General features: G+C 65.1%; 21 protein-coding genes. 12 read left to right on the top strand and 9 right to left on the bottom strand.

Annotated elements, in window-relative coordinates; all coding sequences use genetic code 11:
• From ACZZZM_RS17495 to ACZZZM_RS17470, 6 genes are all read right to left on the bottom strand, one after another.
• Positions 1-715: ZIP family metal transporter (locus ACZZZM_RS17495; RefSeq protein ID WP_463596347.1), on the bottom strand; the 715-nt coding region annotated here is incomplete at its 3' end.
• Between the two features lie 26 nt (positions 716-741).
• Complete coding sequence (locus tag ACZZZM_RS17490) at positions 742-1,647, bottom strand: manganese catalase family protein (protein WP_463596346.1); 906 nt, start codon at positions 1,645-1,647, stop codon at positions 742-744.
• Positions 1,648-1,879: 232 nt separating this feature from the next.
• A complete protein-coding gene (locus ACZZZM_RS17485; RefSeq protein WP_463596345.1) occupies positions 1,880-2,896 on the bottom strand; it encodes a lactonase family protein in 1,017 nt (338 codons plus the stop codon).
• Positions 2,896-3,954, bottom strand: coding sequence for a zinc-dependent alcohol dehydrogenase (locus tag ACZZZM_RS17480; protein WP_463596344.1), 1,059 nt, complete (start codon positions 3,952-3,954; stop codon positions 2,896-2,898). Before ACZZZM_RS17480 ends, ACZZZM_RS17485 begins: the two co-directional genes overlap by 1 nt.
• A gap of 15 nt (positions 3,955-3,969) precedes the next feature.
• The gene (locus ACZZZM_RS17475; protein WP_463596343.1) at positions 3,970-4,698 is read right to left on the bottom strand and encodes an SDR family oxidoreductase; all 729 of its coding nucleotides are present in this window, start codon (positions 4,696-4,698) and stop codon (positions 3,970-3,972) included.
• A gap of 2 nt (positions 4,699-4,700) precedes the next feature.
• Positions 4,701-6,947 (bottom strand): hypothetical protein, encoded by a 2,247-nt coding sequence (locus ACZZZM_RS17470; RefSeq protein ID WP_463596342.1) that lies wholly within the window; start codon positions 6,945-6,947, stop codon positions 4,701-4,703.
• A 204-nt stretch (positions 6,948-7,151) separates the two neighbouring features.
• Here ACZZZM_RS17470 and trxB point away from each other — a divergent pair, with 204 nt between their 5' ends.
• From trxB to ACZZZM_RS17455, 3 genes are read left to right on the top strand one after another with little or no spacing between them, the layout of a single operon-like run.
• Positions 7,152-8,105, top strand: a complete 954-nt coding sequence (gene trxB / locus ACZZZM_RS17465; protein ID WP_463596341.1) for a thioredoxin-disulfide reductase — start codon at positions 7,152-7,154, stop codon at positions 8,103-8,105.
• Between the two features lie 42 nt (positions 8,106-8,147).
• Positions 8,148-9,473 carry an NCS2 family permease gene (locus ACZZZM_RS17460; protein ID WP_463596476.1) on the top strand — a complete coding sequence of 442 codons (1,326 nt, stop codon included), beginning with the start codon at positions 8,148-8,150 and terminating at the stop codon, positions 9,471-9,473.
• The gene (locus ACZZZM_RS17455; protein ID WP_463596340.1) at positions 9,455-10,312 is read left to right on the top strand and encodes a 5'-methylthioadenosine/S-adenosylhomocysteine nucleosidase; all 858 of its coding nucleotides are present in this window, start codon (positions 9,455-9,457) and stop codon (positions 10,310-10,312) included. Before ACZZZM_RS17460 ends, ACZZZM_RS17455 begins: the two co-directional genes overlap by 19 nt.
• A 175-nt stretch (positions 10,313-10,487) precedes the next feature.
• Here the strand turns inward: ACZZZM_RS17455 and ACZZZM_RS17450 are convergent, their stop codons facing one another.
• The gene (locus tag ACZZZM_RS17450) at positions 10,488-10,973 is read right to left on the bottom strand and encodes an ureidoglycolate lyase (protein WP_463596339.1); all 486 of its coding nucleotides are present in this window, start codon (positions 10,971-10,973) and stop codon (positions 10,488-10,490) included.
• 72 nt (positions 10,974-11,045) lie between these two features.
• On the opposite strand from ACZZZM_RS17450, the gene puuE reads away from it, so the two are divergent.
• From puuE to guaD, 9 genes are read left to right on the top strand one after another with little or no spacing between them, the layout of a single operon-like run.
• On the top strand, positions 11,046-11,960 hold the full coding sequence (gene puuE / locus ACZZZM_RS17445; RefSeq protein WP_463596338.1) for an allantoinase PuuE: 915 nt from the start codon (positions 11,046-11,048) through the stop codon (positions 11,958-11,960).
• A complete protein-coding gene (gene alc, locus ACZZZM_RS17440; RefSeq protein WP_463596337.1) occupies positions 11,960-12,955 on the top strand; it encodes an allantoicase in 996 nt (331 codons plus the stop codon). The genes puuE and alc overlap by 1 nt, the downstream gene beginning before the upstream one ends.
• A complete protein-coding gene (gene uraD / locus ACZZZM_RS17435) occupies positions 12,952-13,377 on the top strand; it encodes a 2-oxo-4-hydroxy-4-carboxy-5-ureidoimidazoline decarboxylase (RefSeq protein WP_463596336.1) in 426 nt (141 codons plus the stop codon). Before alc ends, uraD begins: the two co-directional genes overlap by 4 nt.
• Entirely contained in the window at positions 13,374-13,709 is a 336-nt protein-coding gene (gene uraH, locus ACZZZM_RS17430; RefSeq protein WP_463596335.1) for a hydroxyisourate hydrolase, read from the top strand. The genes uraD and uraH overlap by 4 nt, the downstream gene beginning before the upstream one ends.
• Positions 13,709-14,887: a urate hydroxylase PuuD gene (locus tag ACZZZM_RS17425; protein WP_463596334.1), complete on the top strand. Its 1,179-nt coding sequence runs from the start codon at positions 13,709-13,711 to the stop codon at positions 14,885-14,887. The genes uraH and ACZZZM_RS17425 overlap by 1 nt, the downstream gene beginning before the upstream one ends.
• Positions 14,884-16,209, top strand: a complete 1,326-nt coding sequence (locus ACZZZM_RS17420) for a xanthine dehydrogenase small subunit (protein ID WP_463596333.1) — start codon at positions 14,884-14,886, stop codon at positions 16,207-16,209. Before ACZZZM_RS17425 ends, ACZZZM_RS17420 begins: the two co-directional genes overlap by 4 nt.
• The gene (xdhB, locus tag ACZZZM_RS17415; protein WP_463596332.1) at positions 16,202-18,475 is read left to right on the top strand and encodes a xanthine dehydrogenase molybdopterin binding subunit; all 2,274 of its coding nucleotides are present in this window, start codon (positions 16,202-16,204) and stop codon (positions 18,473-18,475) included. Before ACZZZM_RS17420 ends, xdhB begins: the two co-directional genes overlap by 8 nt.
• Entirely contained in the window at positions 18,472-19,404 is a 933-nt protein-coding gene (xdhC, locus tag ACZZZM_RS17410) for a xanthine dehydrogenase accessory protein XdhC (protein ID WP_463596331.1), read from the top strand. The genes xdhB and xdhC overlap by 4 nt, the downstream gene beginning before the upstream one ends.
• Complete coding sequence (gene guaD / locus ACZZZM_RS17405; RefSeq protein ID WP_463596330.1) at positions 19,401-20,645, top strand: guanine deaminase; 1,245 nt, start codon at positions 19,401-19,403, stop codon at positions 20,643-20,645. Before xdhC ends, guaD begins: the two co-directional genes overlap by 4 nt.
• Here the strand turns inward: guaD and ACZZZM_RS17400 are convergent.
• Together ACZZZM_RS17400 and ACZZZM_RS17395 are read right to left on the bottom strand one after the other, a co-directional pair.
• Positions 20,642-21,334, bottom strand: a complete 693-nt coding sequence (locus tag ACZZZM_RS17400) for an HAD family hydrolase (RefSeq protein ID WP_463596329.1) — start codon at positions 21,332-21,334, stop codon at positions 20,642-20,644. The two genes, guaD and ACZZZM_RS17400, sit on opposite strands and share 4 nt — an antisense overlap.
• A 216-nt stretch (positions 21,335-21,550) precedes the next feature.
• Positions 21,551-22,147 carry an outer membrane protein gene (locus ACZZZM_RS17395; RefSeq protein ID WP_463596328.1) on the bottom strand — a complete coding sequence of 199 codons (597 nt, stop codon included), beginning with the start codon at positions 22,145-22,147 and terminating at the stop codon, positions 21,551-21,553.
• Positions 22,148-22,302 lie beyond the last annotated feature (155 nt).

The raw sequence follows: 22,302 nt of genomic DNA, 5'->3' as shown, positions 1-22,302 counted from the left end.
CGCCGGCGATGCGGGCATGGGCATCGGGGATGATATCCGACGCGACGACATAGATCATCGCGCCTGCAGCAAGGCCCAGTCCCCAGGGGAGGAATGCCTGCGCCGCGGTGACGATGGTCACTCCGATCACGCCCGCGACCGGCTCGACCAGCCCGGAGGCTGCGGCGATCAGCGCCGCTCGGCCGCGATTATAGCCCACCGAAGTCAGGGCCACGGCGACTGCCAGCCCTTCCGGGATATTCTGCAGTCCGATGCCGAGTGCCGTGACACGTCCGGCATCGAAATCACCGCCGCCGAAGCTCACGCCGACTGCCATGCCCTCGGGGAAATTGTGCAGCGTGATCGCGATCACGAACAGCCAGATGCGGCGGAGCGATGCCTTGGCCGCAATCCCGGGCGGTCCCAGACCGAGATCCTCAGCGGGCGGAATCCAGTCGTGAAGCCGCGCGATGGCAAAGGCGCCGAGCAACACTGCCGCTGCCACTTGCGCCGAAGCGATGACGGCAGTTGCGCCGCTTGCTCGCGCGACTTCGATCGCCGGCAGGATCAGCGAGAAGAAGCTTGCCGCGAGCATCACGCCGGCCGCGAAGCCGAGCAGCAAATTCTGCTGCTCGTCGCTCGGCTTGCGCATGAAAAGCGCGGGAATGGCACCGAGGCCGGTCGCCATTCCCGCGCACAGGCTTCCAAGAGCGCCGGCAAGGATTATCGAGTCCATCAATCTGCCGGCTCTCCTTCTTGCGGCTACAACGCCGGATCGACCTTCTTAGTTCTGCCCGCGCCCGGGCCTGCGCCCAGATCGGTGCCCGTCGTCGGGTCGCTGCTCGGATCGGACATCAGCCGCGTGGCGAGCTGGGCGACCATCGCTTCATCGTCCTTGGGAAGCTTTACCGTGGCGGTGCCGTCGCCATTGTCGATCGGCATCGTCTGTTCGAGGTCGTCGATCCGCTCCCATTGGTCGCCGGAATTCCACGGCCCCGTCATATCGCCTTCGCCTTGCGAAGTGTTGACGTAGATATTCGAATAAGGCTCGATCCCCGGCAGCTTGCCCGGCGGGAAATTATCCTCGATCGAATAAAGCGCTTTCTCGAACGACTTCTGGTGCGCCACTTCGCGCGTCATCAGGAAGCCGAGCGCATCCTTGATGCCGGGATCGGTGGTGATGTTGATCAGTCGCTCGTAAACGATCTTGGCGCGGCTCTCGGCGGCGATGTTGGAGCGCAGATCGACGGTCGGCTCGCTGCGCGTGTCGATATAGTTCGCGCTCCACGGCACACCGGCGGAATCGATCAGCGCGGGGCCGCCGCCGAACAGCAGCGATTCCTTGGCGCTGGTGCCGGTCTGGCCGACCATCGCGAACAGTTCGGCTTCCTCCTGCTGCGCTTCGGAGAGCTGCGCCTTGGCGCCCTTGTTGAGCATCGCGATGATCGATCCGACCACTTCGAGATGGCTAAGTTCTTCTGTAGCGATATCGAGCAGCATGTCCTTGCGGCCCGGATCTTCCTCGCCAAGGCCTTGCGTGAAATAGCGCATCGCCGCGGCGAGTTCGCCATCGGCGCCGCCGAACTGCTCGAGCAGCATGCAGGCGAGACGCGGGTTCGGTTCGGACACGCGAACGGTATATTGCAGGCGCTTATTGTGCATGAACATCGGGGGTCTCCTTCAGTACCGATCCTGAACCGAGGCGTGGGAGGAGAGTTGCCTGGACGCTACGGCAAATGATTTTTTCAATACTAGCCTGGATCAAGATCACCGAGTTTACGAGGAGAGTGGGCAGTCGTTTCGAATGACGAACCAAATATCTTGATCGGTTCAGGCGATCACGGCGCTCTGGAATAGTTGATCTATTATAATAGTGCGCAATTCTATGAATAGGTTGCCATCAACTCGTGGCGGCGATGAATGCCGGGGTCGGGACTGCGATCTCTGTCGATAGCGCTGGCTGGCCGTCCGCTGCCAAATCGAAGATCGTGACGTTACCGCCCTCTTCGTTGGCCAGGACCAGTTGCTTCTCGGCTTCGCGCAGCAGGAAAAAGCGTGGAGAAGCGCCGCCGGAAGGCGTGTGGCCGAGCAGCGCCAGATGGCCGTCATCAAGGGCAAAGGTCGCGATGCTGTCCTGTCCGCGATTGGTGACGTACACGCGGTCGCCGGTGGCGTTGATCGCAAGGTGCCCGCCCAGGCTCTCGCCCACGAAATTCTCTGGGAGCGTCGAGATCGTCTGGCGCGGCGACAAGATGCCCTCGCCGACCTCAAGCAGCGTCAGCGTGCTCGCCAGTTCGCTCACCAGGATCGCCAGCGGCTGATTTGGGTGGAAGGCCAGATGCCGCGGGCCCGATCCGGGGGGGGCGGCAAGGGCGACCTGAGGTCCTCCCTGCAACCCGCATTCCGCGTCGAAGGGGAAGGCGAGGATCTGGTCGGTACCGAGATCGGTCTGGTAGAGCCATTTGCCGTCGGGGCTGAAGATCGCGCAATGCGCGTGCGGCCCTTCCTGCCGGTCCGCATCGGGGCCGTGGCCGCTATTGGTGCGGACCGCCGCCGGATCGCCAAGCAGTCCCGTCTGCGGGTCCAGCCGGAACAGGGCGATGCTGCCCGAGCCGTAATTGGCGACTGCCAGCCAGCCCTGATCCGGGCTGAGTGCGGCATAGCAGGGCTCTTCACCTTGGGTCGGAACGCGCGCCAGCGGCTTCCAGCCCGAGCCATCATGGCGGAGGACGCGGACCATGCCTTCGCTGCGCTCATCGACCAGATAATGGAGCCCGGAGCGCGGGGAATAGGTGCCGAAGGACGCGTTCGGGGCGGCCACATAGGGCTGGCCAAGCGCCCATTCGCCGGTATGGGCTTGGTGCAGCGGATAAAGACCCGCGCCGCCGCCTTCGGCATAGGTGCCGATGTGCAGCATCAGATCGTGATCGCCACGAAAGTGGTACCTGTCCGCTCCTTGTCCGCAGCGGTCTCGAACGCCTCGTTGATCTGGTCGATGCCGAAGCGGTGGGTAATCAGCTTCTTGGCGTTGAGCGCGCCCTTGGAGAGCAATTCGAGCGCCATGCCCTGCTCGGCGTCGAGGCCGTGGAAGGAGAAGCTGGCGCTGGGAATCAGCTCGATCTCGGACATCTGAATGCGCTGCCATTCCAGGCCGATCTCTGTAATGCCCTTATCGAAGCCGCCGACGATCACGACCTTGCCGCCGCGCCGCGCCATTGCGGTGGCCTGGGGCAAAGTGGTCGGCATGCTTTCGCCGCCGCAGCATTCGAAGGCGATGTCGACGCCGCGCCCGCCGGTAAAAGCTTTGGCCGCGGCGACGGGGTCTTCGCGGTCGCTGTTGAGGATCGCGTCGGCGCCCAATTCCCTGGCCAGCTCAAGCGCGCTGTCGACGACGTCGACGACCAGCACGTCGGCACCGCTGGCCTTCGCGAGCATCAGCTGGCCCAGGCCGATCGGCCCGGCGCCGATGATTGCGACCTTATTGTTGATCGAAAGGCCGGATTTGTGCTGCGCGTGAAGGCAGACCGAGAAGGTGTCGATCAGCGCCGCTTCCTCGAAGCTGACATGATCGGGCAGCTTGTAGAACTTCTTGGCCGGCCCGGTGACGAACTCGCCATAAGCGCGCGATACGCATTTGGTGCGGACTTCGTAGAGATTGGGGCAGAGATTATATTGCTGGATGCGGCACCACTCGCATTCGCCATCGCCCATCACGCTTTCGATGACGACACGGTCGCCCGGCGCGACATTGGTGACGGCTGCACCGACTTCGACAACTTCGCCGGCGAGCTCATGGCCGGTAATGTGATGTTCCAGCTCGGGCTCTTTCTTCTCCCAGTGCCGCAGATCAGTGCCGCAGATCCCTGCTACCCGGACGCGCGCCAGCACCCAATCGGCTTGGGGTATCCGGGGCCGCGGGACTTCGGCGACTTCGAACCTTCCGTCGGCCGTCTTGAGCGCAGCCTTCATCGTCATGACATGCTCCGTTGCTCAGCTGGTTTTCTGAATTCGCGGCTCGATGCGCAGATTGACGACATCGGCAGCCGCGGAGCGCGTCAGGACAAACTCGATCGCCTCGGCGATTTCCTCGGCGTGGAGCATCTCGTGCTTCGCCACGGCCTCGCGTTTCTCGCCCGCGCTGCATTCCTGCATGTCGGTGTCGACCGATCCGGGCTGGATCACGCTCACCTTGATGTTTTTCTCGGCGATTTCCTTGCGCAGCGTCTCGGCGAAGGCCTGGATGCCGGCCTTGGTTGCCGAATATACGCTCTCGCCCTCGGCCTTGATGTCGGTGCTGATTGATCCAACGAAGAGCAGATGCCCGCCGCCGCTTTGCTCCATGCGCTTGATCGAGGCGCGGGCGCAGGCGAGATAGCCGATCAGATTAGTTTCGATGACATAGCGCCATTCGTCATCGTCCATCTCGTGGATCGGCTGGGCGCCGAGCGCGGCATTGGCGACAAGGATGTCGATGCCGCCAAGCTGGGCATCGACTTCGGCGAAGACGCGCTCGACGCCTTCCTTGGTGGAAGCATCGGCGGTCAGCCCGATCGCGCCCTGGGCGTAAGCGAGCGCGTCGTCGAGCGCTTGCTGGTCGCGTCCGAAGGTGAGCACATGTGCGCCCTGGTCGACGAGCAGCTTGACGGTCTCGCGGCCGATTCCGGTGGTGCCGCCGGTCACGAGGATGCGCTTGCCGTTGAGATCGGTTCGGTTGGTCATGGTCATTCCCAGATGAGGACGACGCGGCCATTGGCGGGCACGCGGAAATCGATGCGATCGTCGGAAGTCATGATGGGACGCAGCACGTCGCCACCGGCAGTGGTCAGCGTCGGCTTGGTGAGCTTGCGGCGCTTGAGGCGCACGAGGCTGAGACTGGCGGTGCAGGTCTCGCCGCCATCGAGCGTGATCGAGAGCGCGCGGTCGCCGGTCCGCTCCATCGCGCGGACGAAATGGTCGCAGTAAAGCTGGAACGGCGCGCCCTCGACATGGTGGAAGCTGCGCGTCGCGAAGATGAAGGCCGCGCCGGCGCCGTAGATTTCCTGCCCGACCTGGCCGGCTTTCTGGCCGTCGGGATATAGATCCTCGAGCGGGAAGGAGAGCTTGGGATCGATATGCCCGTTGGGCTCGCGCTGCTCGGGCGAGAGCACTTCGGCGGGCAGCGCGTCGGGATAATAATACCAGGCGCGATCGAGCGCGTAGCGGCAATATTCGGCGATCAGCATCCGCGCCGCGGGCTCTAGATCGGGGCCGCTATCGTCTAGATAACGCTCGAATGCCGCATAGGAATCGAAGCATTCGTAGATCGCCATATAGGGCGCGTCCTGAAGGCAGGTGACCGCCAGGAAATTCTTGTAATGGACTGCCAGCTCGAGCTTGCTCTCCCAGATTTCGGAATTGTGGAAGAAGCTGCCGAGATAGACATAGCTCTGTTCGAGATAGACCGGCTCGTTGGTGATCCGCCATAGCCGCATGCAGGCGGCGGCGCCCCAGGCGGTTAGGTTGGCCTGGTAATTGATGTTGAACCGCAGACCCATCGCCGCATCGATCGCGGCGCGGGCTTCGTCGAGGAAGCGCTGGTCGTCGGTCAGCTCGAACGCCTGGAGCATCACCCAGGCATAGATGCCGCCGACATCGGTCTGGCCGCGGCCATCGACCGGGGCGGTCTCCTCGATCACCGAGAGGTCGGTGACCTTATACTGGATCGGCCAGCGATATTTGAAACGGTGCGCCGCTTCGATGCCGAAATCGATCGACTTCATCAGCAGCTTGCGGGCGTCCTTGTCGCCATCGAGCGCGAGGAAGCCGAGATTGAGCATGGGGTGGTAGAGATACCAGCTGTCGACGGCGTCCGCGTCCTTGTCGTCGCCGACATTGGGCAGATAGCGGCGCAGCGTCTTGAGCTTGGGATCGTAGAATTTCTCGAGCCCAGCCTTGAACTCGGCCTCCAGCGGATGCGGCTCGCCGCGCCATTTACCCCAATCGTGGATTGCCGCGACCAGCGACATCTGGACCATGATGTCGGGATATTCGGCGTTGGTATAGGGGTGGATGTAACGGTGGCCGTAATGCTCGATGGTCGCCTCGGGCGCCTTGTCGAGGTCGCGCAACGTCCATTCCGAACGCCGGACCCAGTCGCGATATTCGGTGCGGGGCAGTGCGAGATGCTTATAGGCGACGCCGAGCATCTGGAGGAACTGGCGCGCGGATTCGCGCTCATGCGGTGGCGCTTCGTGGCGGAAGACGAGGATCGCATCCGAAAGCGTGACCTCCACGCCCGCTGCCAGCACCTTGGGCTCTTCCTCGTCCTGCTCCGCGATCGGCGTGAGATAGCCAAGCTCGGGCCAGATGCCGCCGACCGCGCTTTCGGGCTTGGTCTTGGTCGCCCGATAATAGTCATTGAGCGCGGTCAGATTTTGGAAATAGAGCACGTTGCCGAAGCCGGGATCGTCGATGCGGAAATAGACGATGCCGCAATTGAGCCCGCGCTGAGTGGCCTCGACATTGCCCTTCGCGCCGAGCGGATCATCATTGGCATCGAGCGGATAAAGATCACGCGGCATGAACGGCACAAGCAGCGGCGCCGAGGGCGTGAGGCGGACGGTCATGCGCAGATGCTCGAGCGCATCGGTGCCGACTGCAAAGGCAATGACATGGTCGCCAACCGCGCTGGAGACGCGCAGGCGAAGCGCCTCGCCCGGCTCGGGCTTGAGCTTCGTCCATTCGAATGCGCTGGTGAGATAGGCGGCGCGCATGGCTAGCCCGCCGCGGCCCTCGCGCCGGATCAGCGCCCAAATCGAATCGGCCGCCGCGCGGATCTCGATCTCCAGCTCGCCGGCGGCGAAGGCGGCGATCTTTCTTCCCCGACCCTTTTCCAGGGCCTCGCGCAGCGCCAGTAGGTGATTGCTGACACCCGATATTTCCGAAGGCAGCGTTACCGTTTCCATCAGTTCCTCGACAGCTGATCGCATGTCGGCAACTTGCCGGGCGCGGGCGAGGTTCCAGCGCGGGGACGCCGGTTTTACTTAGGTTATGACGTTTTCCACGGGGCGTTTGGCGGCCACGGCGGGCAGCGCTTGTTGCGCATCCCTGCCGGCATTACCTAGATCAAAATCAACTTGCGCGGAGGGCGCCCGCCCGTACACCCGCCGCTTTCACGCCAGGCAGAGAGATTCATGCGTCACGTTCAATTGCTCATCCTCGGCTCGGGCCCGGCCGGCTACACCGCTGCCGTCTATGCGGCGCGCGCGAACCTCAAGCCGGTATTGGTGACTGGCATCGCCCAGGGCGGCCAGCTGATGACCACCACCGATGTCGATAATTGGCCGGCGGACGCGATGGGCGTGCAGGGCCCCGAACTGATGCAGCGCTTCCAGCAGCATGCCGAGCGCTTCGGCACCGAGATGATCTACGATCACATCCATACCGCGAAGCTCGACACGCGACCCTTCACGCTGATCGGCGATGCCGACACCTATACCTGCGACGCGCTGATCATCTGCACCGGAGCCTCGGCACAATATCTAGGGCTGGAATCCGAGCATGCCTTTATGGGCAAGGGCGTCTCGGCCTGCGCGACCTGCGACGGCTTCTTCTATCGGGGCAAGCCGGTGGCGGTGATCGGCGGCGGCAACACTGCGCTGGAAGAGGCGCTGTATCTCTCGAACATCGCGAGCCACGTCACCATGGTCCACCGCCGCGACAAATTCCGCGGCGAGAAGATCCTGCAGGACAAGGTCGCCGAGAAGGTCGCGGCGGGCAAGATCAGCATCCGTTGGAACTCGACGCTCGACGAAGTGCTGGGAGACGCGAGCGGCGTGACCGGCATGCGGGTGAAGAGCGTCGAGACCGGCGCGACCGACGATGTCGAGCTACACGGCGTGTTCATTGCGATCGGGCACAAGCCGAACACCGATTTGTTCGTCGGCCAGCTCGACATGGATCATGGCTATATCGTCACCCATGGCGGGCGCGGGCACCAACAGACTGAGACCAGCGTCACCGGCGTGTTCGCGGCGGGCGACGTGCAGGACCAGATCTATCGCCAGGCAGTGACCAGCGCCGCGACCGGATGCCAGGCGGCACTCGATGCCGAGCGCTATCTGGACGGCCTCGACGCAATGGCGTGATCCGCTATGTTCCCCCGCGGCAAAAGGGGGAGCGGAATGGACATGACGGGCCTGCTCGAACGCCGCTTCGAACTGAGCGCGCGCGGCACCGATGTGCGCACCGAGGTGCTGGCCGGCGTCACCACCTTCCTGACGATGGCCTATATCATCATCGTCAACCCGGCGATCCTTGGGCAGGCGGGGATGCCGATCGCAGCAGTGGCCGCGGCGACCTGTCTTGCGGCGGGGTTTGCCAGCATATTGATGGGGCTGACCGCCAACATGCCGCTCGCGTTGGCGCCTGGCATGGGGCTCAACGCCTATTTCAGCTTTACCGTGGTCCAGACGATGGGCGTGCCCTGGCCGGTCGCCCTAGGGTGCGTTTTCATATCGGGCGTCGCATTCCTGCTGCTGACCCTCGTCGGGGTGCGGCAGCTGATCATTGCCGCGATCCCGCCGCATCTGTTTGCTGCGGTGGCCGGGGGCATCGGGCTGTTCATCGGCTTTATCGGGCTCAAGAATGCCGGGATCGTCGTGTCGCGCCCGGCAACTTCGGTGGCGCTCGGCGACTTGCATGCGCCCGGCGCAGCGCTGGCGCTGTTCGGGCTGGCGCTGATCGCAGGGTTGAGTGCGTGGAAGGTGCGCGGGGCGATCCTCATCGGCATTGTCGCCACGACCTTGGTCGGCTGGGCCGCGGGGCAGGTGGCGTTCAAGCCCGAGCCCTATGATCTGGGGGCGATCGGGCAGACCTTCGGGCAGCTCGATCTGGCGGGCGTGTTCGGGCTCTCGGGGAGTCACGGGCTGGGACTGTTCGAGATCCTCTTCGTATTCCTGTTCGTCGATCTGTTCGACAATATCGGGACCCTGGTGGGGGTCACGCGCCGCGCCGGGCTGATCGGCGCGGACGGCAAGATACCCAAGCTAAACCGTATCCTCTTCACCGATTCAGTGGCTACGATGTTCGGCAGCGTCGCCGGCACGAGTACGGTAACGTCCTATGTCGAAAGCGCATCAGGAGTGCAGGCGGGCGGGCGCACCGGGCTGACCGCGATCGTGACGGGGGTGTTGTTCCTCGCGGCGATGCTGGTGGCGCCCTATGCGCAGCTCGTGCCGCTGGCGGCGACTGCGCCGGCGCTGATCCTGGTCGGCGCGCTGATGATGGCGCCGCTGGTCGATGTGGACTGGGATGTGCCCGAGATCGCGATCCCTGCGTTCCTGACCGTCGCGATGATCCCGCTGACCTTCTCGATCGCCAATGGCCTCGCTTTCGGGATCACGGCGCATGCGCTGCTCAAGCTGATCAAGGGGCAGATCACCCGGACCGACTGGCTGCTGCTGGCGCTGGCACTGCTCTTCGTGATCCGCTTCGCATGGCTGTCCGCAGGGTGAGGACGCCGCGCACTGCGATCCTCACTGCCTTCCCGCCCGAATGGGACGCGTTGGCACACCGGATCGGGGACCCCGTGACGCTGCAGATCAACGGCACGCCGCTGGTGCTGGGGCTGCTCGCGGGCAAGCCGGTGGCGCTGATGCTGAGCGGCATGTCGATGGTCAACGCCGCGATGAACAGCCAGGCGCTGCTCGAACGCCATTGCATCAGCCGAATCGTGTTTTCGGGGATTGCCGGGGGCGTGGATCCGGCGCTGAGGGTCGGCGATGTCAGCGTGCCCGAGCGCTGGGGGCAGAATATGGAAGTCGCCTTTGCGCGAGAGATTCCGGGCGGATATGCACCGCCGCTCGGCATTCCGGGCGGGACCGACTTGCCGGCACACGGCGGCTGGTTCCCGCGCGACGTGCTGATCGGCAATGCCGAGGAGCCGGTGGCCGAGCGGCGTTGGTTTCCGGTCGATGCGGAGCTACTGGCGATTGCGCAGGGGCTCGATGTGCCGCTCGAGCGCTGCCTGCCCGACGGACACTGCCTCGATCACACCCCGCAGATGGTTGTGGGCGGCAATGGCATGAGCGGATCGGCGTTCGTAGATAACGCCGCCTATCGCGACTATCTGGCGGCGACCTTCGGGGCGTGCGTGGTCGATATGGAAAGCGCGGCAGTGTCGCAGGTCGCCTGGGCCAATCGCGTGCCGTTCCTGGCCTTTCGTAGTGTTTCGGATCTGGCGGGGGGTGACTCAGGGCCCAATCAGATACTGACCTTCATGGCGCTGGCCGCGGGCAATTCGGCGGCGGTGGTCACTGCGTTCGTGGCGGCGCTTCCGGACCATGATTCGTAGTCGATAAGCCGACTACGGAGGCGCGAATGTTCCCAATGTTCGCAGTGCCCATGGGGTGCCTGTGCGGACAAGATTAGGGTGCGTTTTGGTGCAAGCGTTCGCGATAACGATGAGAAAGAGCGATGCGGACCCTTTCAGACGAAATCCTACATTGGAAGATAAATCTGGTCAGGACCTAGAGCCGCACGCGGATCTGTTCCTCGGGCCGCAGCTCGATTTCCTCGCAATTTTCGCCAGGCCCGGCGCGGTCGACGACCAAGAAATCGCTCTCATCGAGGACGAGCAGGAAATGATGCCAGGTACCCCGGCGGTAATGGACACCCTGATGCGCTTCGGCGCGGAACAGGCGGATTCCCGCGGGGTCGAACGGGCCAGCGGGAGCGACCGCGACAAGATAGGGCCGCCCGCTGAGCGGCACGAAGCTCTGGCTGCCGAGCGGATGCTGTTCGAACCCCTTCAGGACCAGCTCGGTCAGCGGACGCGCGCGGAATATGCTGATCACGCCGATGCCGTCCGCCACATCCAGCTCGGCAAGCCGGTCATAGCGGGCCGCATGGCCCTGGTTGATCTCGATCCGATCCGCGGCTTCGGAGGCTTCGATGACGCTGCCGAAGGGCGCGAAAGCCGTGGCGGTCAGCGGCTGAGGCGCGAGCTCACGCATTGCCTGGCCGTAATTGAGGGTTGTGCATGGCAAGGCTCCGTTTCATCCTGTTCCGCTTGATAGGGGCAGGATTTGACCGAGCATAGTTACCCACGCGATCTCGCCGGTTACGGACGCACGCCGCCGCATGCGGCATGGCCGGGCGGAGCGCGGATCGCAGTGCAGATCGTGCTGAACTATGAGGAAGGTGCTGAGGCTAACGTGCTGGACGGCGATCCGGCTTCCGAAATATTCTTGTCCGACATCGCCAATGCCCAGCCGGTTCAGGGCGCGCGGCATATGAGCATGGAGCAGATCTACGAATATGGATCGCGCGCAGGCGTCTGGCGGCTGCTGCGGCTGTTCGAGCGCTATGATATTCCGGTGACAATGTTTGGCGTGGCACTGGCAATGCAGCGCAATCCGGCGGTGGTGGAAGCGTTTCTGGAGGCGGGTCACGAGATCGCCTCGCATGGCTGGCGCTGGATCAATTACCAGCATGTGCCCGAGGATCAGGAGCGCGCCGACATGCTGCGCGCGATTGAAGTGCACCGGGAACTGACGGGCGAGCGGCCGCTTGGCTGGTATACCGGGCGGACCAGCCCCAACACGCGGCGGCTGGCCGCGGAGGAGGGGGGCTTCCTCTACGATGCCGATGATTATTCGGACGATCTGCCTTTCTGGACGCAGGCGGCGGGGAGGGAGCACCTCATCGTGCCCTATTCGCTCGAAACCAACGACATGCGCTTCGCCAGCGCCAATATGCATACCGGCGAGCAGTTCTTCGAATATCTGCGCGACACTTTCGATGTGCTGTACGCCGAGGGCGAGGACAATCCGAAGATGATGTCCGTGGGGCTGCATTGCCGGCTTGCCGGAAGGCCGGGCAAGATCGCGGGGCTCGAACGCTTCCTCCAATACGCCGCAGGCCACAGCCAGGTGTGGTTCGCCCGCCGCATCCAGATCGCGCGGCACTGGCGCACAACGCATCCTTTCAAGGCTAATTGATGAGCATCTTCGACGAACTACGCAGCGAATATGTCAATCTCGCTCAGCCACGTCTGGGGGCGGAAGTTGTCTACGCGACCGACGATTTCTTCGCGGACAAGGCGCGGCTGATCGACCCGGCGCCGCCGGTCTTCGTGCCCGGCAAATATGACGACAATGGCAAGTGGATGGATGGCTGGGAAAGCCGCCGCAAGCGCGCGGCCGGGCATGATTGGTGCGTGGTACGGCTGGGGGTGTCGGGGCTGATTGCCGGCTTCGAAATCGACACTGCGCATTTCACCGGGAATTATCCGCCGGGGGCGGAGATTGAGGTCTGCCGCAGCGATGCGGCGGTTCCGGGCGAGGATGCGGGATGGGTAAAGGTGACCGAGCGGCTGGCGCTGAAGGGTGACGACCGGATTTACGTGCCGATCGAGCACGGCGCGCCGGTCACGCATGTGCGCCTGCATATCTTCCCCGATGGCGGCGTCGCCCGGCTGCGAGTGTGGGGGCGTGTCGCGAAGGATTGGTCGGTGGTGGATGCGGGTGCGCGGATCGACTTGCTGGCGATGGAAAATGGCGGCCGCGGGATCATCGCCAATGACGAGCATTACGGCTCGGTCGAGAACCTCACTGCGCCGGGCCGGGGCGTGAATATGGGCGATGGCTGGGAAACCCGCCGCCGCCGCGAGCCGGGGCATGACTGGGCGGTGCTCGAACTGGGCGCGGCCGGAGTGGTCGAGGAAATCACCGTCGATACCGCGCACTTCAAGGGCAATTATCCCGACCGCTGCTTCATCCAGGCCTCGCCTGAGGCGAGCGGCTCGCCGGCGGAGATTGCGGCTGCATCCGAAAGCTGGCCGCTGCTACTGCCTGAGGTGAAGCTGCAAGCGCACAAGGTGCATGTCTTTTCCGATGGCCTGGCCGATCTTGGCCCCGTGCGATTCGTCCGGCTCAACATCCTGCCCGATGGTGGCGTCAGCCGGCTGCGGCTGGTCGGACGGGTCGCGCGATGACCGCGTTGTTCGAGCATTCGCCCTGGGTCGAGGCGCGCGCCGCATCGCGCAGCCACGCCGATCTGATGGCCGTGGTGCATGCCGCCACGCCGGAGGAGCAACTCGCTTTGATCCGCGCGCATCCCGAGCTTGCCGGCAAGGCGGCGGTCGATGGCACGCTGACCGATGCCAGTGCGGCGGAGCAGGCGAGCGCCGGGCTCGACCGGCTGACCCAAGCGGAATTCGATCGCTTCCATGCGCTCAACGCCGCGTATCGCGAGAAATTCGACTTCCCCTTCATCATCTGCGTGCTCCTGACCGACAAGTCGGGCATCCTCGCCGCGATGGAGCGTCGCCTGGGCAACGATCGCGAGGCCGAGATCGCCACCGCGCTCGAGCAGATCGGCGAAATCGTCCAGCTGCGGCTGGAGCAAGTGGCATGAACACGCTTTCCACGCATGTGCTCGACACGATGCATGGCCACCCTGCTGCGGGAATGGCGGTGGCGCTGAGCGGGGCGCATGGCGAGATTGCGCGCGCGGTCACCAATGTGGATGGCCGCTGTCCCGATCTGGTTGCTGGCGCGCTTGCCGCTGGGCGGTACGCGATCCGTTTTTCGGTCGCCGCCTATTTCCGCGATCGGGGCGTCGAGCTACCCGAGCCACCGTTTCTCGACGAAGTGACGGTGGAGTTCGGCATCGCCAGGGATGGCGGGCATTATCATGTGCCCTTGCTCGTCTCGCCTTACGGCTATTCGACCTACCGGGGCAGTTGATGGCCGGCTTCGATCTGACCGAATGGCTCAACCTCGCGATCCGCTGGCTGCATCTGACTGCCGGCATCGCCTGGATCGGCTCGTCCTTCTATTTCGTCTGGCTCGACAATCACTTGAAGCCCCCCGCTACCGGTGAAGCGTCGGGTGAGGTGTGGTCGGTGCATGGCGGCGGCTTTTACCACAACCAGAAATACCAGGTCGCACCAGCGCAGATGCCGGGTGAGCTGCACTGGTTCAAATGGGAGGCTTATTGGACTTGGATCAGCGGCTTCTCGCTGCTGGTACTCGTCTATTATGTCGGGGCGCAGGCTTTCCTGATCGATCCGGCCAAGGCGGCACTCACCCCCGTACAGGGGATCGGGATCGGGCTGGCATCGCTGGTCGCGGGCTGGGTAGCGTACGATCTGCTGTGCCGCTCGTCGCTGGGGAAGAACAACCAGATACTCGGCATTTGCTGGTTCATCCTGCTGCTCTTCGCCGCCTTCGCGCTTGACAGCGTGTTCAATTCACGAGCCGCCTATCTCCACATCGGCGCGATCATCGGATCAGTGATGGTCGGCAACGTCTTCTTCCGGATCATCCCCAACCAGAAGATCGTCGTCGCCGATCTGGTGGCGGGGCGGACGCCCGATCCAGCGCTCGGGGCGGAGGCCAAGCAGCGTTCGCTCCACAATAATTACATGACGCTGCCGGTGCTGTTCATCATGATCAGCCACCATTATCCGATGACCTATGGCGCCGAGCGGCCCTGGCTGGTGCTGGCACTGCTGGGGCTGACGGGCGTAGCGGTGCGGCACGTGTTCAACCTGCGCCATCGCGGCGGGGCGACCGGGCGCGCAATGGCGCTGGCGGCGACGCTGGCGCTGGTCAGCGTGACTTATGTGACGATGGAGAAGAGCGGCGAAGCGGCGGGCGGGCCTATCGGCTTTGCCGAGGTCAAGCCGATCCTCGCCACGCATTGTGCGAGCTGTCACAGCGCGAAGCCCATGGACGCAGCCTTCAAGGCGCCCCCGCTGGGGGTGGTACTCGACACCTATGACCATGCCAGCGCCGCATCGGTGCGGATCAAGCGCGTGGCGGTGGATTCCAGGGTGATGCCGCTGGGCAATGCCACCGGGATGACCGATGCCGAGCGGCAGAAACTGGGCGCCTGGATCGCTGCGGGGTCGCCCAAATGATCCGCTTCCTGCTCGACGACGAAGTGATCGAGGCCAAGGCCGGGGCGACCGACACCGTGCTCGATCTGCTGCGCTACAAGTTGCGCCGCACGGGCACGAAGGAGGGCTGCGCGGAGGGCGATTGCGGGGCGTGCACGGTGCTGTTGGGGGACGGCGACCCGGTGCAATGGCGCGCGGTCAATTCCTGCATCCTGTTTGCGCCGATGCTCGATGGCAAGGCGCTGCGGACGGCCGAGAGCCTGGGCGGCGATCATCCGGTGCAGCGCGAGATGATCAAGCGGCACGGATCGCAATGCGGGTTCTGCACGCCCGGGTTCGTAATGTCGCTGGTTGGGCGGCATATCGGTGCGGCGGGGACCGAAGGCGTACCGGTGGGCGATGTGCTGGCGGGCAATCTGTGCCGGTGCACGGGCTATGGTCCGATCCTCGAGGCGGGCGAGGCCGTGGGTGTAGAGGTGAAAGAGGAGCGGCTGGACTTGCCGGCCCGCGCCTGGCCCAGCCCTTCGACCGCGGACGAACTGGCCGAGTTGCTTTTTGCGCATCCCGAGACGCGGATCGTCGCGGGGGCCACCGATATCGGGCTGTGGGTGACCAAGCAGCATCGCGAGCTGGGGCCGACGGTGTTCATCGGCGACATTGCCGATCTGCGCGGGATCGAGGAGACCGACGACGCGCTGATCCTCGGCGTTGCAGTGCGCTATTCGGAGGCGCGCGCGGCGCTGACGCGGCTGCATCCCGATCTGGGTGAACTGGTACGGCGGATCGGGGGCGTGCAGGTGCGCAATGCAGGCACGATCGGGGGCAATATCGCCAATGGCTCGCCGATCGGGGACATGCCGCCGGCTTTGATCGCCTTAAGCGCGGAACTGACACTTCGACGCGGGAGCGAGCGGCGGACGATGCCGCTGGAAGCGTTCTTCATCGCCTATGGCAAGCAGGACCGGCTGCCCGGCGACTTCGTTGAGAGCGTGCGGATCCCGCGGCCCGCGCCGGGCACTTTGGTGCGGATTGCCAAGCTCTCCAAGCGCTTCGACAGCGACATTTCCACACTATGCGGGGCATTTGCGATCACGATTGCGGACGGCGTCGTGACCGAAGCGCGTGTGGCTTTCGGGGGGATGGCGGGGACGCCGAAGCGGGCGGCGGGTTGCGAAGCCACGCTGACCGGCAAGCCCTGGAGCGCCGAGACCGTTGAAGCCGCCGCACAGGCATTGACTGACGATTATTCCCCGCTCGACGATCTGCGCGGATCAGCCGCCTATCGCCGCCTGGCCGCGGCGAATCTGTTGCGGCGCATCTGGGCGGAGCACCAGGATGGCTGAGGTCCACCAGCCGCTGCCGCACGACAGCGCCGAACTCCATGTCGCGGGCGCGGCGGCCTATGTCGACGATCTGCCGGAACCGCCAGGGCTGTTGCACCTCGCCTTCGGGCTGGCGCACGACGGGCATGCGAAGTTGCTGGCGCTCGATCTGGACGCTGTGAAGACGGCGCCCGGCGTGATCGCGGTGTTCACTGCCGCGGATATTCCAGGCGAGAACAATGTCGGACCGGTGCAGCACGACGATCTGCTGCTCGCCGAGGGCGAAATCCTCTATCCCGGCCAGCCTTTGTTCCTCGTCGCCGCGACCAGCGCGCTTGGGGCTAGGCGGGCGGCGCGACTGGGGAAAATCGAGGCGGAGGCGCTGCCTGCTTTGGTCACCATCGCCGATGCGCTGGCGGCGGGCTCGCGGATCGAGGACAGCCAGTTCATGGGGCGAGGCGATGCCACCGCCGCCATCATCGGGGCTGCGCATCGCGTGACCGGCGCAGTCGAGATGGGCGGGCAGGAGCATTTCTATCTCGAAGGTCAGGCGGCCCTAGCCACGCCCGGCGAGCGGGGACAGGTCCATGTCCTGAGCTCCACCCAGCATCCGAGCGAAGTCCAGCATCTGATCGCCAATCTGCTCGGGCGCGATCATGCCGATGTGACCGTCGAGGTCCGCCGGATGGGTGGGGCGTTCGGGGGCAAGGAGACGCAGGCGGCGGCGTTCGCGGCCGCGTGCGCGCTGGTCGCGGCCAAGACCGGGCGGCCCGCCAAGTTCCGCGCCGATCGCGACGACGACATGGCGCTGACCGGCAAGCGGCACGATTTCACTGCGAATTACGATGTCGGCTTCGACGATCAGGGACGGATCGAGGGCATCCGTATCGAGCTGGCTTCGCGCTGCGGGGCCACCGCGGATCTGTCGCCGGCGATCAACGACCGGGCGATGTTTCATGCCGATAATTGCTATTTCCTGCCGGCGGTCGAGATCGTCTCGCATCGGCTGAAGACGCACACCGTGTCGAACACGGCGTTTCGCGGGTTTGGCGGGCCGCAGGGGATGCTGGCGATCGAGCGTGCGATGGATGCTGTAGCGGCGCATCTGGCGCGCGATCCGCTGGAGGTGCGGCGCGTCAATCTCTACGGGCCCGGGCGCGACGTGACGCCCTATCACATGACCGTAGAGGACAATGTCGCGCCGGCGCTGATCGCCGATCTCGCAAGCCAGGCGGGCTATGCCGGGCGGCGCGCAGCGGTCGCGGACTTCAACGCGCGGCACAGCATTCGCAAACGCGGGCTGGCGCTGACCCCGGTCAAGTTCGGGATCAGTTTCACCACCACGCATCTCAACCAGGCGGGCGCGCTGGTGCTGGTCTATGCCGATGGTTCGATCCAGCTCAGCCATGGCGGCACCGAGATGGGGCAGGGGCTGCACACCAAGATCGCGCAGATCGTCGCCGATGTTTTCGCAGTGCCGGTGGGCAAGGTACGGATGACCTCGACGCGGACCGACAAAGTGCCCAACACTTCGGCGACGGCGGCGTCCTCGGGCGCGGACCTGAACGGGATGGCGGCGTTCAATGCGGCGATGACGATCCGCGAGCGAATGGCGGCGTTCGCGAAGGAGAAGTTCGGCGGCGAGGTGGAGTTCACGGCCGGCGGCGTGGTCGCCGGCGGCACGACAACTGCCTTTGCCGATTTCTGCCGGATGGCGCATGTCGGGCGCGTGCCACTCTCGGCGACGGGTTTTTACGCCACGCCCAAGATCCATTACGACCGCGCCAGCCATAGCGGCCGGCCGTTCCTCTATTTCGCATATGGCGCGGCGCTGAGCGAAGTCGAGATAGACACACTGACCGGCGAAAACCGCGTGGTTGCGGTCGATATTCTCCACGACGTCGGCCGCTCGCTCAATCCGGCGATCGATCTGGGGCAGATCGAGGGCGGCTTCATCCAGGGCATGGGCTGGCTGACCACCGAGGAGCTGGTGTTCGACGATCGCGGCAGGCTGCTGACGCATGCGCCCTCGACCTACAAGATCCCGACCGCCAACGATCGGCCCGAGATGCGAATTTCGATCTGGAAGGCGGGGCGCAATGAAGAGGCGACGATCCACCGCTCCAAGGCGGTGGGCGAGCCGCCGTTCATGCTGGCGATCTCGGTGTTTTCGGCGCTGACCGAGGCGGTTGCAGCGGCGGCGGTGGGCAAGGGGTTTCCGAAGCTCGATGCGCCCGCGACGCCCGAGCGCATTCTTATGGCGATCGAAGAGCTGCGGGCACGGTGAGCAGGTGGACGGAATATGCACGCGCTGCGCTGGCGAAAGGTCCAGTCGCGCTGGTGACGGTGCTCGCGACCGAGGGCTCGGCGCCGCGTGGGGCGGGGGCGCGGATGGCCGTGACGGGCGGTGGGCAGCACGGGACGATCGGCGGCGGGGCACTCGAGCACCAGGCGGCGGCGCAGGCGCGGTCGATCCTGGCGCTGCCGGCGGGAAGTTGGCGCGTGCAGGATTATCCGCTGGGGCCGTTGCTGGGACAATGCTGTGGGGGACGGGTGCGGTTGCTGGTGGAGCGGCTGGCGGAGGTGCCGGAAGGCGAGGGGGAGATGCTGGTAACGCTTGGCGAGACTGTCGCACGCATTTCTCGCCCCGGCGAAGGCCGGGGCCCAGCTACGAGCTGCTTGCAACTGGGCCCCGGCCTTCGCCGGGGTGGGGTCGAGGCTAGAGGGCCGCTGCCTGTTTCGGGCGATTCCTTTGTCGAGCCGATCGAGACGGATGCGATCCCGGTATTCCTGTTTGGCGCCGGTCATGTCGGCCGGGCGATAGCGGAGCGCGCGCAGGGAACGCCGCTGCATCTCGCCTGGTACGATGCGCGGCCGGACGCTGCAGAAATGCCCGGCGTTGTACTTGCCAGCGAAGACGAGATGGTAGCCTGTGCCGGCGATGCCCCTGCGGAGGCGGCGGTCCTCATCCTCACCCACGATCATGCGCTGGACTATCGCCTCGCCGAAGCGGCGCTCAACAGCCATGCGCATTTCGTCGGGCTGATCGGGTCGCAGACCAAGCGGGCGCGGTTTCTGTCGCGGCTCGAGGCGGCGGGGGTGGATGCGGGGCGGCTGACTTGCCCGATCGGGCTGCCGGGCATTGCTGGCAAGGAGCCCGAGGTGATCGCCATCGCGACGCTCGCGCAACTCCTTTCCTTGAGGCAAGCGGCATGAAGGCATTTCGCGGCGAGATATTGAGCGTGCCCGAAGAGGGCGATGTTCGGCACTATCCGGACGGGCTGCTGCTCGTAGAGGACGGGCTGATCGCCTCGTGCGGGACCTATGCCGATCCGGGTGTGCCCGTGGAGACCATCGAGGGGATCATCGTCCCGGGCTTCATCGATGCGCATGTCCATTATCCGCAGACCGAGCGGATCGCGTCGCATGGCGAGCAATTGCTGCAATGGCTGGAGCGGCACATCTTCCCGGCCGAGCAGGCCTTTGCCGAGCCTGAGCATGCCGCAGCGATCGCGGCGTTCTTCCTCGACGAGCTGCTGCGCAACGGCACGACTAGCGCGCTCGTGTTCGCGACGGTGCATGCCTGCTCGGTCGATGCGTTGTTCGAGGCGGCGCTGGCGCGCGACATGCGGATCGTGTCCGGTAAGGTGTTGATGGATCTGGGCCCGCCCGCGCTTCGCGACACGCCCGAGAGCGGGCGCAGCGAGACCGAAGCGCTGATTGCGAAATGGCGGGGGCGCGGCCGGCTCGGTTACGCCGTGACGCCACGTTTCACGCTGACTTCGAGCGATGCGCAACTGGCTGGCGCGGCGGAATTGCTGGCGGCGCATCCCGACGTGCTGATGCACACGCATCTTTCCGAGAATGAAGGCGAGATCGCCGCGGTTTCCGGGCGCTTTCCGGAGGCGGCGGATTATCTCGACGTGTACGACCGCTTCGGCCTGGCCGGCCCGCGATCGGTGTTTGCGCACTGCGTGCATATGAGCGAACGGGCGATGGGGCGGATGGCCGAGGCGGGGGCGGGGATCGCATTCTGCCCGACGAGCAACCTGTTCCTCGGCTCGGGACTGTTCGACCTGGCGCAGCGCGACCGGCATGGGGTGAAGCTGGGCATCGGCACCGATGTGGGGGCCGGAACCAGCTTCTCGCTGCTCCATACGTTGGGGGAGGCATACAAGGTCTGCCAGCTGCGCGGGAGCGCGCTCGATCCCTTTCGCGCGCTGCATCTGGCGACGGCGGGCAGCGCGGAGGTGATGGGGATCGCCGATAAGGTGGGCGGGCTGCTGCCCGGACAAGAGGCAGATTTCGTCGTGCTCGATCCTGCGGCGACACCGTTGCTGGCGCGGCGGACCAAGGGTGCGTCGATTCACGACAGATTGTTCGCGCTGCAAGTGCTGGGCGACGACCGGGCGATTGCCGCGACCTATCTGCGCGGGCGGCGCGCGTACGGGCGCTAGCCGATTTCGTCGATCCAGCCGGGCAGGTCCGCCAAGCTGTCCAGATGGCGGAAGCGCGGATGTTCGGGTGCGTCGGCGGCTTCATGCGACCAGACCGGTTCGTGGGGCACGAACGCGGCCCAGGCGCCTGCGGCGAGCGCGGGCAGCACGTCCGAGCGCATCGAATCGCCGGCCATGACCGCACGTTCGGCGGGCACGCCGCGGGCGGCGAAGACGCGGGTAAAGGTCTCTGGCAGTTTGTCGCTGACGATCTCGATGCCGGAAAAGCGGTCGCCGAGGCCCGAGGCGGCGAGCTTGCTTTCCTGGTGGAGCAGGTCGCCCTTGGTGACGAGCACCAGGGGCGCGCGGTCGGCGAGTGCTTCGAGCGTGTCCTCGATGCCCGGCAGCAGTTCGACTGGATGGGCGAGCAAGGCACGGCCTGCGGCGAGGATTTCCGGGATGGCGTCGCGGGGTAATGCATCGCCGCAAATCTCGATCGCAGCCTCGATCATCGAGAGCGTGAAGCCTTTGGCGCCATAGCCATAGACCGGCAAATTGCGGGTTTCGATCGCATTGAGCCGCGCGCGGACGTTTTCCGCTTCGGCGAAGGGCGCGAGCATCCGCTGGAGCGCATGCTCGGCAGCCTCGAAATGGCGCATATTGTGCCAGAGCGTATCATCGGCATCGAGGCAGATCAGGTCTATCGGCATGACGCCTTCTTTACCGCGCACAGGCAGAAAGCCCAGAGCAGCGGCAGCGCGAATTCGACCAGCGGCATCAGGCTGTCGCGTTCCAAACGCTGACCATGACGAGTAGCGGGAAGCCGGCGAGGACGATGGTCAGGAAGTTCCTGAGCATGATGAGTCTCCTAAGGGGAGAGGGGCAGCGCCGGTAAGCGCTGCCCCCACGAAGCCCGAGCATGGGGCTCAGAAACGATAGCCGACGCCGGCCAGCAGCTGATGGCGCGACACCTGGTTGCCGTAGTTGGTGTAGCGATACTCGGCCTTGGCGTAGATCTTGTCGGTGACCATGTGCTCGACGCCCGCGCCGATGCGCCAGCCGTCTTCATTGCTGCGCACGTCGGTGGTGGTGGGGCCGGTGGCGCCGCCGATCACTGCGCGGGCGCGGTACTGGCTGTTGGCGTAGCCGCCCTTGGCATAGATGAAGGTCTTGTCGCCGACCTTGGCGCCAGCGCGGACCGACAGGCCGAGATCGCGGCCGGTGGTGATGCGATAGCTGCTGGTGCCGGCCGCATAGCGATTGTCACCCGAGACTAGGAAGCCGGCATCGGCTTCGGCGCCAATGCGGAAGGTGTCGCCGAGCGCGATATCGTAGCCGATTGCAGCGCCGATGCGGGCGCCGTCGAGCGTGTTCGGGGTCGCGGCCACGCCGTCATCGGCATTGGTGCTGTCATAGCCGGCAGTGACTTCGACGCGGGGGCCGGTGAAGTCCTGGGCATTGGCAGCCTGGGCCGTGAAGGCGAAGGCCGAAGCCGAGGCGAGGATGAAAAGTGCGGTACGCATAATCTGTATTCCCTGAATTCTCCGGTCTGTGCCGGGCGTTGGCGAGCGGCCGTCAGTGACCGTCTGCGGCTCAACTAGGCGGCGAATCGGGGGAAGGAACGCGCCCCGCGACCGGCGCGACGAAGCTGCGGCGAGACCGTTTCGGCTGCGCGACG

The organism is Sphingomonas sp. AC522, assembly GCF_979258125.1.
This window is presented reverse-complemented; position numbering and strand designations above follow the sequence as displayed.